The sequence below is a fragment of the Serratia sp. CY47444 genome (assembly GCF_052168635.1).
In the GTDB taxonomy this organism is placed as follows: Bacteria; Pseudomonadota; Gammaproteobacteria; order Enterobacterales; family Enterobacteriaceae; genus Serratia; species Serratia bockelmannii.
In genome coordinates, this window is the sequence record NZ_JBJNMH010000008.1 from 20,048 (window position 1) to 34,471 (window position 14,424).

A 14,424-nucleotide genomic window follows, 5' to 3' on the forward strand; every position below is an offset into this window, starting at 1 on the left:
GATTATGAATCCGCTGTTATCTACCTCGCGCCGTCGCATCGCGGCCGCGCTTTGGCTTTATTTAGGCGTCGCCGGCGGTGCGTTAGCGCAACCGCAGCCGCCGTTGGCGGAACGCGCGCCGAAAGCGCTGACGGCCCACGGCGAGACGCGCACCGACGATTACTACTGGCTGCGCGACGACAGCCGAAAAGAACCGAAGGTGCTGGACTACCTGAAGGCGGAGAACCGTTATACCGAGCAGATGATGGCGCCGTACCAGAAGCTGCGCGCCACGCTGTATCAGGAGATGCTGGGCCGCATGAACCCTGACGATCGTTCGGTGCCGTATCAGCTCAACGGCTATCGCTACCAGGAAAGCTACGCCGCCGGTAAAGATTTCGCACTGTATCAGCGCCAGGCGCTCACCGCCGACGCGCCGTGGCAAACCTTGCTGGACGCCAATCAGCGCGCGGCCGGCCACGCCTATTACCGCCTGGGGGCGATGGACGTCAGCCTGGACAACCGCCGCCTGGCGGTAGCCGAAGATCTGCAGGGCCGTCGCCAATACCGCATCTCCCTGCGCGAGATAGACAGTGAGCGTTGGTCGCCGGAAACGCTGGAAAACACCTCCGGCAATATGGTGTGGGCCAACGATAACCAAACCCTGTTCTACGTGCGCAACCACCCGCAAACGCTGTTGCCATACCAGGTTTATCGCCATCAGTACGGCACGCCGACAGCGGAAGATAAGCTGGTGTACCAGGAGAACGATCCGGCGTTCTACCTCAGCCTCGGCCGCTCGTCCTCGCGCGATTACCTGATTCTGACCATCAGCGGCAACACCACCTCCGAAGTGCGCCTGATCGACGCCAACCAGCCGCAGCGCGAGCCGCAGCTGTTCGCTGCCCGGCAGAACGGCCGCGAGTATTACCTCGATCACTACCGCGGCGAGTTCTACCTGCGTTCCAACCATCAGGATCCGAACTTCGGCCTGTACCGCACGGCGGCGGCGGGCAAACCGTGGCAGACGCTGATCGCACCGCAGGCGCAGCACGAGGTGGAAAGCTTCAGCCTGTTCCGCGACTGGCTGGTGGTGCAGGAGCGCGCCAACGGGCTGGTGCAGCTGCGGCAAATCAGCTGGTACGGCAAAACCGAACGCGCCATCCCGTTCGACGACGCCAGCTACATGGCCTGGCTGGGCTATAACCCGGAGCCGGACAGCGATCGTTTGCGTTACGGCTATTCGGCGATGACCACACCGACCCGCACCTATGAGTGGGACCTGAACAAGGGCGAGCGCACCCTGCTGAAGCAGCAGGAAGTGAAAGGCGTCGATCCGAGCCTATATCACAGCGAGCGCATCTGGGTCGCGGCGCGCGACGGCGTGAAGGTGCCGGTATCGCTGGTGTATCGCAAGTCGCTGTTCAAGAACGGGCATAACCCGCTGTTGGTGTACGGCTATGGCGCTTACGGCATGAGCATGGATCCGGCGTTCAGCGCCAACCGCATCAGCCTGCTGGATCGCGGCTTCGTCTATGCGCTGATCCACGTGCGCGGCGGCGGCGAGCTGGGGCAGAGCTGGTACAAACAGGGCAAGCTGACGAACAAACCGAACAGTTTCAACGACTTCATCGATGCTACCCAGGCGCTGATCAAAGACGGCTACGGCCAACCGGGGCGCATCTACGCCATGGGCGGCAGCGCCGGCGGCTTGCTGATGGGGGCGGTGATCAATCAGGCGCCGCAGCTGTACAACGCGGTGGTGGCGCAGGTGCCGTTCGTCGACGTGGTGACTACCATGCTGGACGACAGCATTCCGCTGACCACCGGCGAGTACGAGGAGTGGGGCAACCCGCACCAGCCGGCCGCCTATGCGCTGATGAAATCCTACAGCCCGTACGACAACGTGCGCCGGCAGCATTACCCGAACCTGCTGGTCACCAGCGGTCTGTACGACTCGCAGGTGCAGTATTGGGAGCCGGCCAAATGGGTGGCGAAGCTGCGGCGTTTCAAGCAGGGCGATTCGCTGCTGCTGCTCTCCACCGACATGACCGCCGGCCACGGCGGCAAATCAGGCCGCCTGGCGCGGCTGGAAAACGGCGCGCTGGAGTACGCCTTTATTCTGGCGGCGGACCGGCAGGCGCAGAAATAACCTTTAGCGCCGCAGCACGCTGCGGCGCAATAAAACAATAACAACCTTTTACCGCGCTTTCGGCGGGCTTTTTGCTGGGCATTGTCGGCCATCAAACCTTATTGGCTATTTCTGGGGATATATGAAAATCAAAATGATAGCGAGCCTGATCGGCGCGGGACTGGCGCTGTACGGGCCGGCTGCGGCCGCGCAGGAACAGGCGGAAAATAATAAAGGCAGCGTGGCGTTCAGCCCGCTCAACGTCTCGGCCGCCGACAGCGGCAAGAGCAGCGAAAAAGAGGCGTTGGCCCGGCCGGGCGCGTTCAGCTCGCGCGATGAAAACAAAAATCTGGAGTCGGTGGACAGCATTCTACGCAGCATGCCGGGCACCTATACCCAGATCGATCCCGGCCAGGGATCGGTCAGCGTCAATATCCGCGGCCTGAGCGGTTTCGGCCGGGTCAACACCATGGTCGACGGCATCACCCAAAACTACTACGGCAACTCGCCGAGCGATGCAGCGCACGGGGGATTGCCCACCAGCCAGTTCGGAGCGCTGATCGATCCTAACTTTATCGTCGGCGTCGACGTGGCGCGCGGCAACGCCACCGGATCCGCTGGGGTGAATGCCCTGGCGGGCAGCGCCAATTTCCGCACCATCGGCGTGGACGATGTGGTGTTTTCCGACAACCCGTTCGGCGTGCGCACCAAATTCTCGGTGGGCAATAACGGCATCGGCCGCAGCGGCATGATCGCCGTGGGCGCCAAAACCGCCGCCTTTGCCGACGGCGGCAGCCTGGGGGCGATGGCGGCGATCAGCGGCAGTTCCATCACCTCCAACTACAAAAACGGCGCCGGTTTCGACAGCGAGATGTTCAACGTCGATAAAACCTACCGCCAGAGCCCGAAATCCCAGCTGTTCAAGGTGGACATCAAGCCGGATGCCTTCAACAGCATCGAACTGTCGGCGCGCAGCTACCAGAATAAAATCACCCGCCGGCACATCGACAGCGACGATTTCTACCTCAAATACCACTACGCGCCGTTCTCGGAACTGATCGATTTCAACTTGACCGCCAGTACCAGCCGCGGCGAGCAAAAGTTCATGTCCGACAACATGGCGGGGTTCAGCGACAGCACAGCGAAAAACATCTCCGATGCGCTGGATATCAACAACACCAGCCGTTTCAGCCTGCAGGACGTCGATTTCGCCTTCAGCTACGGCGGCAAGCTGGTGCGCAACGAGTATAAGAAAAAGGCCTCTGGCTTGGTGACGGATGACAATCAGGCGGAAAGCATGCCGGTGGGCATTGCCGGCAAACAAGATATCTCCAGCCTGTACAGCGGGTTGCAGGCCAACTACGGCATCTGGCAGGGGAATTTCGATCTGAACTACACCGCCTATCGCCTCTCCGGCTATAAGCCGGCCTGTGACGAACGTGTAGAGTGCTTCCCGCAGGGGGCCAGCAATATCACTCGCAATGAACAGGGTTTCAATCCGTCGGTCATGCTGTCGGCGCAGGTGACGCCGTGGCTGCAGCCGTTCGTCAGCTACAGCAAGTCGATGCGCGGGCCGAATATCCAGGAGGTGTTCTTCGCCAACAGCGGCGGCCAGTCGATGAACCCGTTCCTCAAGGGCGAAAAAGCGGAGACCTGGCAGGGCGGGTTCAACGCCAATGCTCACGATCTGTTGTTCAAGCAGGACAGCTTCCAACTGAAAGCGGTCTATTTTGAAACCAGGATCAAAAACTACATTTCCAGCCAATCCTACCTGGTGTGTAAAAATCGCCAGAAGTGCAACCGTTCGCAGGCGACGCAGGAAGAGTGGGATGACGCGGACGTCAACGTCAGCATGACCATGTATAGCAATGCCCCCGAACCGGTCAAAATGCGCGGGGTGGAGCTTGAAGCGCTGTACGACGCCGGTTTCGCCTTCACCAAGCTGTCGTTAAGCAAGGAGCATACCTCCCAGCCGACCAACCAGGCCAGCAACGTATTCGGCGCGGGCGATATCAGCGAGCTGCCGGAGTTCTACTTCACGCTGGACAGCGGGGTGCGCCTGCTGGACGAGAAACTGACGCTGGGCGGGGTGGTGAAATATACCGGCAAATCGGTGCGCCTGTCGCCGGACTCTGATTACGATGAGAATGAGCAGTTGCTGAAAGAGCCGGCGCCGCATATTCCGACCATTATCGATCTGTACGGCACCTATCAGGTGAATCGCAATCTGCTGCTGAAGCTCAGCGTGCAAAACCTGATGGACAAGGACTACTCGGACGCGCTGAACAAGATGAACTCGCTGCCGTCTCAGTCGCAGTATGAGACGCCGACCAACACTGCCCGTGGACGCACCTATATCTTCGGCGGGGAGGTGCGCTTCTAAACCGCAGCGGAGCAGGGCGCAGTCACTGCGCCCGTTTCGCCTGCAGCAGCCATTTGTCCAGCTCGTTGGCGAACTGCTGGCGGTCGCGCTGGTTCAGGGCGTTCGGGCCGCCGGTCTGAATGCCGCTGGCGCGCAGGGTATCCATAAAATCGCGCATGTTGAGACGCTCGCGGATGGTGTCCGGCGTATAGCGTTCGCCGCGCGGGTTCAGCGCCACCGCGCCTTTCTCTATCACCTCCGCCGCCAGCGGGATATCGGCGGTGATCACCAGATCGCCCGCTTCGCAGCGGCGCACGATCTCGTTGTCGGCTACGTCGAAGCCGGCCGCCACCTGCAGCGAACGGATGTACTTCGACGGCGGCGTGCGCAATGGTTGGTTCGCCACCAGCGTCACGGTGATGGCGGTACGATCGGCGGCGCGGAACAGCACCTCTTTGATCACGTTCGGACAGGCGTCCGCATCGACCCAAATCTGCATCATTTCGGCTCCTGCAGCCAGTCACGCACCGGCAGGAAATCGCGCGCCAGTGCCGCTTCCGGACTGTCGCCTTCCGGCTGGTAGTTATATTCCCAACGCACCAGCGGCGGCATCGACATCAGGATGGACTCGGTGCGCCCGCCGGTTTGCAGCCCGAACAGCGTGCCGCGATCCCACACCAGGTTGAACTCCACGTAGCGGCCGCGGCGGTACAGCTGGAACTGGCGCTCACGCTTGCCCCAGGTCAAGGTCTTGCGTTTTTCGACGATCGGCAGATAGGCGTCGAGGAAGCCCTGGCCCACCGCGCGGGTGAAGGCGAAGCAGTGGTCGAAGTCCGGGGTGTTCAGATCGTCGTAGAACAGGCCGCCGATGCCGCGCGCTTCGTTGCGGTGCTTGATGAAGAAGTAATCGTCACACCATTGCTTGTATTTCGGGTAGACCTCGTCGCCGAACGGCGCGCACAGATCGGCCGCGGTGCGGTGCCAGTGCACGGCATCCTCTTCGAAGCCGTAGAACGGCGTCAGATCAAAGCCGCCGCCGAACCACCACACCGGCGCTTCGCCCGGTTTTTCGGCGATGAAGAAACGCACGTTGGCGTGGCTGGTGGGCACGTAGGGGCTGAGCGGATGGATAACCAATGAGACGCCCATCGCCTGGAAGCTGCGCCCGGCCAGTTCCGGACGGTGCGCGGTCGCCGAGGCCGGCAGGGTAGCGCCGGAGACGTGCGAGAAGTTAACCCCCGCCTGTTCGAACACCGCGCCGTTGGTCAGTACGCGGCTGCGGCCACCGCCGCCTTCTTCACGCGTCCATTGGTCTTCGGTGAACACGGCGCCGCCGTCGGCCTGGGCGAGCTGCGCGCAGATATGATCCTGCAGCGCCAGCAGGAAGGATTTTACTTCAGCGATGTTAGGTAAACTCATGCGGGGTCTTTATAGCGTCTGGCTGAACAAGGCGCTGAGTATACTCTTATTCGCCGCCCGCGGCATCAGCGGGGTTTGCGCTGGTGGGTATCGAAGTAATTGAAGAAATTGATGATGCCGTCCGCGATGGCGCGGGCGATTTTCTCGCGAAACGCGGTGGTGCCCAGCAGCCGCTCTTCGTTCGGGTTGGTGATGAACGAGGTTTCCACCAGCACCGAGGGAATGGACGGGGATTTCAATACCGCAAACGCCGCCTGTTCCGTGCTGTCGCTGTGCAGGTGGTGGACCGGGCGAATTTGGCCGAGCACGTGGCGGCCGAGCGTCAGGCTGTTGTTGATGGTGTCGGTTTGCACCAGATCGAACAGCACCTGCTGCAGGTAGTTGTCCTGATCCTTATATTTGCCGCCCGCCACGTCGTCGGCGGCGTTTTCACGGTTGGACAGGTAGCGCGCCATGGCGCTGCTGGCGCCGCGGTTGGAGAGGGCGAACACCGAAGCGCCGGAGGCCGACGGGCTGGTAAAACCGTCGGCGTGAATCGAAATGAACAGATCGGCCTGGTGCTGGTGGGCGATCTCCACCCGCTGGAACAGCGGAATGAACTCGTCTTCTTCGCGCGTCAGGCGCGCCTCGACGTGGTCATGCTCATGCAGAAAACGGCGCACGTGGTTGGCGATTTCCAGCACGATGTGTTTTTCCTGCGAACCTTCGTGGCCGACCGCGCCCGAGTCAATGCCGCCGTGGCCGGGATCGATCATCACCCGCTTTTTGCCGCCGGCCGGTTTCGCCGCCGGTTTGCTGTGCTGATTGCGCAGCATGCCTTCCGCCTTGGCGCTGTGGCTTTTCACGCCGAACAGCGCGACCGCCAGGCCGGAAAGCAAAAGTTGGCGTCGCGTCGGGGAAACGGCAAGCGGCTTAAAATTGAGGAATTGTTTACCCTGCTTTTTCATTACGCAACGCTCCATCGACGTTTCTATTTTGCGACGTTATATCGTATTGATAATCATTAATCGACCCGATAACTATTTCCATTTATTACGCCTGTTACCGGCGATTTCCGGGTAAATAGCGCGGTAAATCGCAGTTTGATATTGCGTAAGTGAATAATCACGCGATAATCAGATAAACACCTTAATTAACAGCGGCCAACATCGATGGAAATTCGCGTATTTCGACAAGACGACTTTGAAGAAGTCATTACCCTGTGGGAGCGCTGCGATCTGCTGCGGCCCTGGAACGATCCGGAAATGGACATCGAGCGCAAGCTGAACCACGATCCGGAGCTGTTCCTGGTGGCGGAAGTTGGCGGCGAAGTAGTCGGCTCGGTGATGGGCGGCTATGACGGCCACCGCGGCTCGGCGTATTACCTCGGGGTGCACCCCGACTATCGCGGGCGTGGCATCGCCAATGCGTTGATCAATCGTCTGGAGAAGAAGCTGATCGCCCGCGGCTGCCCGAAGATCCAGATTATGGTGCGCGAAGACAACGACACGGTGGTCGAGATGTACGAGAAGCTCGGCTACGAGATCCAGGGCATCACCAGCCTGGGCAAGCGGCTGATCGAAGATCAGGAATATTGATCGCGCGTCGGGCGGCGGCGTTGCCCCGCCCGACGCAGTGCATTACGGCAGCTTTTTGACGGTTTTCACGTCCACTTCGACGCTGTTCCAGTCTTTATCCACTTTGCCTTCCAACTGCACCTTGTCTTTTGGCGTAACGGTTTGGCCGTTCCAGCGTTTGCGGTCGATATCGACCGTCAGGGTGCCGGTGGCGTCGCGGAAAGTATAGGTTTCGTCGCCGATGCGCTGCTCGATGTTGCCCTGCAGCATCACCCAGGTGTCGTCGCTCAGCGATTTCACCTTGTCCACGGTGGTCAGCGCTGCGCTGGGGCCGGCGAAACCACCTTGTGCGGTGGTTTGCGTTTGGGCCTGCGGCGCGGCCGGATCGAGGAACCCGCCTTGTTGCGCCAGTACCGGTGCGCTGCACAGCGCGATCAGAGCGGCCAGAGTCAGTTTTTTCATGTTGCGCTTCCTTATTGTTATCGAAAATCACATCCCGCTGATATCGGGTTGCTTGCTTAGTGATAAGCATTAAAACACGCCGATCTTAAGAGCTTCTTAAGCCGACATATTGAAATTCCCATCGCCGGCGCCCATCTGTAGCCATAGTCTTTATTCTGTTGGCAAGGAACGATCGTTGAAGCCATTCTCACCCCGGTTTTCCCCGGATGATTACGACCAGCACGGCGCGCTGCGGCTGCCGCTGGGATTTTGGGCCGTGCTGATTCTGCAGGCGCGCACCTGGCTGCTGTTCGTGATGGCCGGCGTTTCGCGTGAACAGGGCGAAAGCTTGCTGGCGCTGTTTTATCCGGATACCCAACGTTTTTGGTACGGCATGTTGCTCGGCTTGCCGGCAGCGCTGGCGTTTTTGCTGAGCGGCCGTCGCCATCAATGGCCGCGGCTGTGGCGCGGCTGGCGCTGGGGGCTGGTTATCTCCGTGCTGGCGTCGCTCTGCGGCGCGTTGTTCAGCCTGTGGCGCCAGGACGGTGATGCGCCGGGGCTGGAACTGACGCTGGCGCTGCTCGATGCGCTCGCGCTGAGCTATCTGCTGTTGAATGCGCGTCTGAAAGCCTGTTTCGCGCCGGCGGAGCACGCCGACTAATTGCCGAGAAGTGCGGCACTTTTCGCATTTTCCGCACTCCAAGCTGGCAACCGTTGGCGTAGTGCGGGCCGTTGTGAGAGGCTGGCACGCAGCAAAACGCCGAGTGCGGCAGGGGCGGGTTACCGCCCCGTGCCATTGATGTTTAAGGAGCTAGAGATGAATATTCGCCCCCTGCTGTTAGGGCTTCCGCTGTTATTGACCGGCTGTTCGAGCATGTCCAATTTCTCCTGGTCCAGCCTGTCGCCGTTCAACTGGTTCGGCAGCAGCCTGGAGGTCGGCGCCAAGGGCGTCGGCAAGCTCAACGCCGGCACGCCGATGTCGGAAAGCGCCATCAACGACGGGCTGGACGGCAACTACCGTCTGCGCGGCGGCATGGCGACCAACAACGGCCAGATCGTCTCTTACTACCAGGCGCTGTCCGGCGACGAGGTGAAGCTGGTGATCACCGGCGAACCGAAGGGGCGCCTGCAGCGGGTGGACGTGCTGGATCCGAAAGTGGCGACGGAGTGGGGCAACAAGCTCGGCACGCCGTTCGGCGATATGTACAGCAAGGCGTTCGGCTCCTGTAAACCGGGCAGCGGCGAAGACGCCGGTAAAGTGGAGTGCGTGGCGGAGCAGAGCAAGTACGTCACCTACATCTTCAGCGGCAAGTGGGCCGGGGCGCAGGATATCATTCCGCCGGACGACACCCTGAAAAGTTGGACGGTCAGCAAAATCATCTGGCACGCCAAGCCGCAGCAGTAATGCGTTCAACGGGCGCCGGTTCACGGCGCCTGCCTTTTCAAGCCATTACCCCTATTTTCTTTGCGCTGCTGCAAGGCAATCGCCCGTGCTTGCGGTATGATAGCGCGCGTTTGTAACAGGGAACCCGCGCGTCAACCGCCATACCTTACCTGTTGCCGGATTCTGGTATCGAGGATAACAACATGACACAGGTTCAGAGCGGCATTTTGCTGGAGCACTGCCGTTTCGCCATTTTTATGGAAGCCAGCGTACAGGGCGAATTCGCCGACTTGCGCCAGGGCTGCAAGCAGTTTTGTCAGACGCTGAGCGAGCTGCAGCAGCAGTTCCCCGATGCGCGCCTTGGCGCGGTGATCGCTTTCGGCTACGACGTTTGGCACGATCTCTCCAGCGGCCAGGGGGCGAAAGAGCTGAAGCCGTTCACGCCGCTCGGCAAAGGGCTGGCGCCGGCCACCCAACGCGATATGCTGATCCACATCCAGTCGCTGCGTCACGACGTCAACTTCACGCTGGCGCAGGCCGCGCTGGCGGCGTTCGGCAACGTCATCAAGATTGAAGAAGAAACCCACGGTTTCCGTTGGGTGGAAGAGCGCGATCTGAGCGGCTTCATCGACGGCACCGAAAACCCGCAGGGCGATCAGCGCCCGGTAGTGGCGACGATCGCCGAAGGCGAAGAGGACGCAGGCGGCAGCTACGTGCTGGTGCAACGTTACGAGCACAACCTGCGCCAGTGGCAGCGCTTTACCACCGAGCAGCAGGAGCAGATCATCGGCCGCACCAAGCACGACAGCGAAGAACTGCCTGCGGATCAGCGCCCGGATACCTCCCATGTCAGCCGCGTCGATCTGAAAGAGAATGGCAAGGGCCTGAAAATTCTGCGCCAGAGCTTGCCTTACGGCACCGCCAGCGGTAAGCACGGCCTGTTCTTCATTGCCTATTGCGCGCGCCTGCACAATATCGAGCAGCAGCTGCTAAGCATGTTCGGCGATCTGGACGGCAAACGCGACGCGATGCTGCGTTTCAGCCGTGCGGTCACCGGCAGCTACTACTTTGCGCCATCGCTAACGCGCCTGCTGTCACTTTGACGCCGTTGCCGAAGCCGGTGCGCCCGGCTTCGGCCCGTTTTTCCGTCCCGAAAACGCCTCGCATTCCCTGCCTTATAGCGTTTGATGCTTGTAAATCACCAAACGGTATATAAAAGCGTTACAGCTCCGCACCTAGTTATAAATACACTGGTCGTCAATAAGGCGAAAGCCTGAAGGAATGACTCAGTGATAAGGTGCAGAATGAAACAAAACCGGGTTAAAAATCTCGTGCTGAAAGGTTGGCTGGCGGCTGCGCTGTTGGCGAGCGGTGCTGCGTCGGCGGCGGAATTGCTGAACAGCTCTTATGACGTTTCCCGTGAATTGTTCGTCGCGCTGAATCCCGGCTTTGAACAGCAGTGGAATCAACAGCATCCGAACGACAAGCTGACCATCAAACAATCGCACGCCGGCTCGTCGAAGCAGGCGCTGGCGATCCTGCAGGGCCTGCGTGCCGACGTGGTGACTTACAACCAGGTCACCGACGTACAGATCCTGCACGATCGCGGGCAGCTGATCCCGGCGGACTGGCAGTCGCGCCTGCCGAACAACAGCTCGCCGTTCTATTCCACCATGGCGTTTCTGGTGCGCAAGGACAACCCGAAGGGCATCCACACCTGGAACGATCTGGTGCGTGACGACGTGAAACTGGTGTTCCCGAACCCGAAAACCTCCGGCAACGGCCGTTATACCTATCTGGCTGCCTGGGGCGCCGCCAGCCAGGCCGACGGCAATGATACGGCCAAGACTCGCGCCTTCATGACCCGTTTCCTGAAGAACGTGCTGGTGTTCGATACCGGCGGCCGCGGCGCGACCACCACCTTCGTCGAGCGCGGTTTGGGCGACGTGCTGATCAGCTTCGAGTCCGAAGTGAACAACATCCGCAAGCAATACGGTGAAGACAAGTACGAAGTGATCGTGCCGCCGGTCGATATTCTGGCGGAGTTCCCGGTGGCCTGGGTCGACAAAAACGTCGAGCGCAACGGCACCGAACAGGCGGCCAAAGCCTATCTGAACTATCTCTACAGCCCGGCGGCGCAGCAGGTGATCACCAGCTTCTACTACCGCGTGTATGACCAGAAAGCGATGGCGGCGGCCAAGGGGCAATTCCCGGACACCCAACTGTTCCGGGTGGAAGATCAATTTGGCGGCTGGCCGCAGGTGATGAAAACCCATTTCGCCACCGGCGGCGAGCTGGATCAGCTGTTAGCGGCAGGGCGCAAGTAAATGTTGGCGTTGTCGTCCAGTAAGCGGGTGCTGCCCGGATTTGGCCTCAGCCTCGGCAGCAGTCTGTTTTATACCTGTTTGATCCTGCTGCTGCCGCTCACCGCGCTGGTGATGCAGCTGGCGCAGATGAGCCTGGCGCAATATTGGGAAGTGATATCCAACCCGCAGGTGGTGGCGGCGTATAAAGTGACGCTGCTGGCGGCCGGCGTTGCCAGCCTGTTCAATGCGGTGTTCGGCATGCTGATGGCCTGGATCCTGACGCGCTACCGTTTTCCCGGCCGTTCGCTGCTGGATGGCCTGATCGATCTGCCGTTCGCGCTGCCGACGGCGGTGGCCGGCCTGACGCTGGCGGGGCTGTTTTCTACCACCGGCTGGTACGGTCAGTGGCTGGCGCACTTCGACATCAAGGTTACCTTTACCTGGCTCGGGATCGCGGTAGCGATGGCGTTCACCAGCTTGCCGTTTGTGGTGCGCACCGTGCAGCCGGTGCTGGAAGAGCTGGGGCCGGAATACGAAGAGGCGGCCGAGACGCTGGGCGCCACGCGCTGGCAGAGTTTTCGCCGCGTGGTGCTGCCCGAGGTGGCGCCGGCATTGCTGGCCGGCACCGCCATCTCCTTTACCCGTAGCCTGGGCGAGTTCGGCGCGGTGATTTTCATCGCCGGCAACATCGCCTGGAAGACGGAAGTGACCTCGCTGATGATTTTTGTGCGTTTGCAGGAGTTCGATTACCCGGCGGCCAGCGCCATCGCCTCGGTGATCCTGGCGGCGTCGCTGCTGCTGCTGTTCAGCATTAACGTATTGCAAAGCCGCTTCGGCAGACGTTTGGGAGGAGGGCACTGATGGCTGATGTTTCCGCCTTCAATGGCGCCGAGCGCCCGCGCGTCAACTGGGGCAAGTGGACGCTGATCGCTATCGGCGCGCTGTTCTCGGTGCTGCTGCTGGTGGTGCCGATGATGTCGATTTTCGCCGAGGCCTTTTCCAAAGGATTCGGCGCGATGTGGAGCAACTTGCTCGATCCGGACATGCTGCACGCCATTTGGCTGACGGTCTTGATCGCGCTGATTACCGTGCCGTTTAACCTGGTGTTCGGCACGTTGCTGGCGTGGCTGGTGACGCGTTTCACCTTCCCCGGCCGCCAGCTGCTGCTGACGCTGATCGATATCCCGTTCGCCGTTTCACCGGTGGTGGCGGGGCTGATTTACCTGCTGTTTTACGGCAGCAACGGCCTGCTGGGCGGCTGGCTGGATGCGCATAACATCCAGATCATGTTCTCCTGGCCGGGCATGGTGTTGGTGACTATTTTCGTCACCTGTCCCTTCGTGGTGCGCGAGCTGGTGCCGATGATGCTCAGCCAGGGCAGCCAGGAAGACGAGGCCGCCATTCTGCTGGGGGCGTCCGGCTGGCAGATGTTCCGCCGCGTGACGCTGCCCAACATTCGCTGGGCGCTGCTGTATGGCGTGGTGCTGACCAACGCACGCGCCATCGGCGAGTTCGGCGCGGTGTCGGTGGTGTCCGGTTCGATTCGCGGAGAAACCTACAGTCTGCCGCTGCAGGTCGAGCTGTTGCAGCAGGATTACAACACCGTCGGTTCCTTTACCGCTGCCGCGCTGTTGACCCTGATGGCGATCGTTACCCTATTTTTGAAGAGTGCGCTGCAGTGGCGTCTGGAACGTCAAAACGCGCGTCTCGAGCGGGAGGAAAATCATGAGCATTGAGATTAACGGCATCAACAAGTACTTCGGTCGCACCAAGGTATTGAACGATATCTCGCTCGATATTGCTTCCGGCGAGATGGTGGCGCTGCTCGGGCCGTCCGGTTCCGGCAAGACCACGCTGCTGCGCATCATCGCCGGGCTGGAAAGCCAGAGCGGCGGCAAGCTGGGCTTCCACGGCACCGACGTCAGCCACATGCATGCACGCGACAGGCGCGTGGGTTTCGTGTTTCAGCACTATGCGCTGTTCCGCCACATGACGGTGTTCGACAACATCGCCTTCGGCCTGACCGTGCTGCCACGCCGCGAGCGGCCGAACGCCGCGGCGATCAAACAGAAAGTCACTCAGTTGCTGGACATGGTGCAGCTTGGCCATTTGGCCAATCGCTACCCGTCGCAGCTGTCCGGCGGCCAGAAACAGCGCGTGGCGCTGGCGCGCGCCCTGGCGGTGGAACCGCAAATTCTGCTGCTGGACGAGCCGTTTGGCGCGCTGGATGCGCAGGTGCGTAAAGAGCTGCGTCGCTGGCTGCGCCAACTGCACGAAGAGCTGAAGTTCACCAGCGTATTCGTCACCCACGATCAGGAAGAAGCGATGGAAGTGGCCGACCGCATCGTGGTGATGAGCCAGGGTAATATCGAACAGGTTGGCTCGCCGGAGGAGATTATGCGCGAGCCGGCCAGCCGCTTCGTGCTGGAATTCATGGGGGAAGTGAACCGCCTGAACGGCGAAATTCGCGGCTCCCAGCTGTTCGTCGGCGCGCACCAGTGGCCGCTGTCGTTCCAGCCGATGCACCAGGGCAGCGTCGATCTGTTCCTGCGCCCGTGGGAAATGGAAGTGGCGACCGAAAGCAGCGAACGTTGCCCGCTGCCGGTTCAGGTGCTGGAAGTCAGCCCGCGCGGCCATTTCTGGCAGCTGACGGTGCAGCCGATCGGCTGGCATCAGGAACCGATAAGCATAGTGCTGCCGGAAGGCAACGCCACGCCGGTGCGCGGCGGCCGTTATTACGTCGGCAGCCTCAATGCGCGGCTGTATGCCGGCGATCAACTGCTGCAACCTGTTGCGTTAGCCAAAAGCGCCTGATAGGTTTTAACAGCCCTTTTTTTCAAGGCAAC

General features: G+C 60.8%; 14 protein-coding genes. 10 read left to right on the forward strand and 4 right to left on the reverse strand.

Going from position 1 to position 14,424, the window contains the following annotated elements; translation table 11 throughout:
• Window positions 1–4 precede the first annotated feature (4 nt).
• Both ACJ8IL_RS12465 and ACJ8IL_RS12470 read left to right on the forward strand, forming a co-directional pair.
• Window positions 5–2,131: a S9 family peptidase gene (locus tag ACJ8IL_RS12465; protein ID WP_442516569.1), complete on the forward strand. Its 2,127-nt coding sequence runs from the start codon at window positions 5–7 to the stop codon at window positions 2,129–2,131.
• Between the two features lie 121 nt (window positions 2,132–2,252).
• Window positions 2,253–4,493 carry a TonB-dependent receptor domain-containing protein gene (locus ACJ8IL_RS12470; protein WP_442516570.1) on the forward strand — a complete coding sequence of 747 codons (2,241 nt, stop codon included), beginning with the start codon at window positions 2,253–2,255 and terminating at the stop codon, window positions 4,491–4,493.
• A gap of 22 nt (window positions 4,494–4,515) precedes the next feature.
• Here ACJ8IL_RS12470 and ACJ8IL_RS12475 read toward each other — a convergent pair whose 3' ends face one another.
• From ACJ8IL_RS12475 to amiA, 3 genes are all read right to left on the reverse strand, one after another.
• The gene (locus ACJ8IL_RS12475; protein ID WP_004936514.1) at window positions 4,516–4,971 is read right to left on the reverse strand and encodes a YaiI/YqxD family protein; all 456 of its coding nucleotides are present in this window, start codon (window positions 4,969–4,971) and stop codon (window positions 4,516–4,518) included.
• The gene (hemF, locus tag ACJ8IL_RS12480; RefSeq protein WP_442516571.1) at window positions 4,971–5,891 is read right to left on the reverse strand and encodes an oxygen-dependent coproporphyrinogen oxidase; all 921 of its coding nucleotides are present in this window, start codon (window positions 5,889–5,891) and stop codon (window positions 4,971–4,973) included. The genes ACJ8IL_RS12475 and hemF overlap by 1 nt, the downstream gene beginning before the upstream one ends.
• Before the next feature lie 65 nt (window positions 5,892–5,956).
• On the reverse strand, window positions 5,957–6,838 hold the full coding sequence (amiA, locus tag ACJ8IL_RS12485; protein ID WP_164064348.1) for an N-acetylmuramoyl-L-alanine amidase AmiA: 882 nt from the start codon (window positions 6,836–6,838) through the stop codon (window positions 5,957–5,959).
• 204 nt (window positions 6,839–7,042) lie between these two features.
• Between amiA and ACJ8IL_RS12490 the strand changes: the two genes are divergently transcribed.
• Window positions 7,043–7,468 (forward strand): GNAT family acetyltransferase, encoded by a 426-nt coding sequence (locus ACJ8IL_RS12490; RefSeq protein ID WP_004936504.1) that lies wholly within the window; start codon window positions 7,043–7,045, stop codon window positions 7,466–7,468.
• Between the two features lie 42 nt (window positions 7,469–7,510).
• Here ACJ8IL_RS12490 and ACJ8IL_RS12495 read toward each other — a convergent pair whose 3' ends face one another.
• Window positions 7,511–7,909: a YgiW/YdeI family stress tolerance OB fold protein gene (locus ACJ8IL_RS12495; protein WP_043140358.1), complete on the reverse strand. Its 399-nt coding sequence runs from the start codon at window positions 7,907–7,909 to the stop codon at window positions 7,511–7,513.
• A 175-nt stretch (window positions 7,910–8,084) separates the two neighbouring features.
• Between ACJ8IL_RS12495 and ACJ8IL_RS12500 the strand changes: the two genes are divergently transcribed.
• The 7 genes from ACJ8IL_RS12500 (at window position 8,085) to cysA (ending at window position 14,392) form a co-directional block, all read left to right on the forward strand.
• Window positions 8,085–8,549 carry a DUF2919 domain-containing protein gene (locus tag ACJ8IL_RS12500; RefSeq protein ID WP_025303790.1) on the forward strand — a complete coding sequence of 155 codons (465 nt, stop codon included), beginning with the start codon at window positions 8,085–8,087 and terminating at the stop codon, window positions 8,547–8,549.
• Window positions 8,550–8,705: 156 nt separating this feature from the next.
• A complete protein-coding gene (locus ACJ8IL_RS12505) occupies window positions 8,706–9,293 on the forward strand; it encodes an RpoE-regulated lipoprotein (protein WP_004936494.1) in 588 nt (195 codons plus the stop codon).
• A gap of 182 nt (window positions 9,294–9,475) precedes the next feature.
• Window positions 9,476–10,375 (forward strand): Dyp-type peroxidase, encoded by a 900-nt coding sequence (locus ACJ8IL_RS12510; RefSeq protein ID WP_173889298.1) that lies wholly within the window; start codon window positions 9,476–9,478, stop codon window positions 10,373–10,375.
• A gap of 201 nt (window positions 10,376–10,576) precedes the next feature.
• Complete coding sequence (locus ACJ8IL_RS12515; RefSeq protein WP_127146821.1) at window positions 10,577–11,599, forward strand: sulfate ABC transporter substrate-binding protein; 1,023 nt, start codon at window positions 10,577–10,579, stop codon at window positions 11,597–11,599.
• The gene (cysT, locus tag ACJ8IL_RS12520; RefSeq protein WP_019453852.1) at window positions 11,600–12,439 is read left to right on the forward strand and encodes a sulfate/thiosulfate ABC transporter permease CysT; all 840 of its coding nucleotides are present in this window, start codon (window positions 11,600–11,602) and stop codon (window positions 12,437–12,439) included.
• Window positions 12,439–13,314 (forward strand): sulfate/thiosulfate ABC transporter permease CysW, encoded by an 876-nt coding sequence (cysW, locus tag ACJ8IL_RS12525; protein ID WP_019453851.1) that lies wholly within the window; start codon window positions 12,439–12,441, stop codon window positions 13,312–13,314. Before cysT ends, cysW begins: the two co-directional genes overlap by 1 nt.
• Window positions 13,304–14,392 carry a sulfate/thiosulfate ABC transporter ATP-binding protein CysA gene (gene cysA, locus ACJ8IL_RS12530; RefSeq protein ID WP_025303786.1) on the forward strand — a complete coding sequence of 363 codons (1,089 nt, stop codon included), beginning with the start codon at window positions 13,304–13,306 and terminating at the stop codon, window positions 14,390–14,392. The genes cysW and cysA overlap by 11 nt, the downstream gene beginning before the upstream one ends.
• The last annotated feature ends 32 nt before the right edge of the window (window positions 14,393–14,424 follow it).

Bases quoted from the DNA above. Each gene is read 5' to 3' on its own strand.
- ACJ8IL_RS12465 (WP_442516569.1), top strand. From the start codon at position 5: ATGAATCCGCTGTTATCTACCTCGCGCCGTCGCATCGCGGCCGCGCTT.
- ACJ8IL_RS12470 (WP_442516570.1), top strand. From the start codon at position 2,253: ATGAAAATCAAAATGATAGCGAGCCTGATCGGCGCGGGACTGGCGCTG.
- ACJ8IL_RS12475 (WP_004936514.1), bottom strand. From the start codon at position 4,971: ATGCAGATTTGGGTCGATGCGGACGCCTGTCCGAACGTGATCAAAGAG.
- hemF (WP_442516571.1), bottom strand. From the start codon at position 5,891: ATGAGTTTACCTAACATCGCTGAAGTAAAATCCTTCCTGCTGGCGCTG.
- amiA (WP_164064348.1), bottom strand. From the start codon at position 6,838: ATGAAAAAGCAGGGTAAACAATTCCTCAATTTTAAGCCGCTTGCCGTT.
- ACJ8IL_RS12490 (WP_004936504.1), top strand. From the start codon at position 7,043: ATGGAAATTCGCGTATTTCGACAAGACGACTTTGAAGAAGTCATTACC.
- ACJ8IL_RS12495 (WP_043140358.1), bottom strand. From the start codon at position 7,909: ATGAAAAAACTGACTCTGGCCGCTCTGATCGCGCTGTGCAGCGCACCG.
- ACJ8IL_RS12505 (WP_004936494.1), top strand. From the start codon at position 8,706: ATGAATATTCGCCCCCTGCTGTTAGGGCTTCCGCTGTTATTGACCGGC.
- ACJ8IL_RS12510 (WP_173889298.1), top strand. From the start codon at position 9,476: ATGACACAGGTTCAGAGCGGCATTTTGCTGGAGCACTGCCGTTTCGCC.
- ACJ8IL_RS12515 (WP_127146821.1), top strand. From the start codon at position 10,577: ATGAAACAAAACCGGGTTAAAAATCTCGTGCTGAAAGGTTGGCTGGCG.
- cysT (WP_019453852.1), top strand. From the start codon at position 11,600: ATGTTGGCGTTGTCGTCCAGTAAGCGGGTGCTGCCCGGATTTGGCCTC.
- cysW (WP_019453851.1), top strand. From the start codon at position 12,439: ATGGCTGATGTTTCCGCCTTCAATGGCGCCGAGCGCCCGCGCGTCAAC.
- cysA (WP_025303786.1), top strand. From the start codon at position 13,304: ATGAGCATTGAGATTAACGGCATCAACAAGTACTTCGGTCGCACCAAG.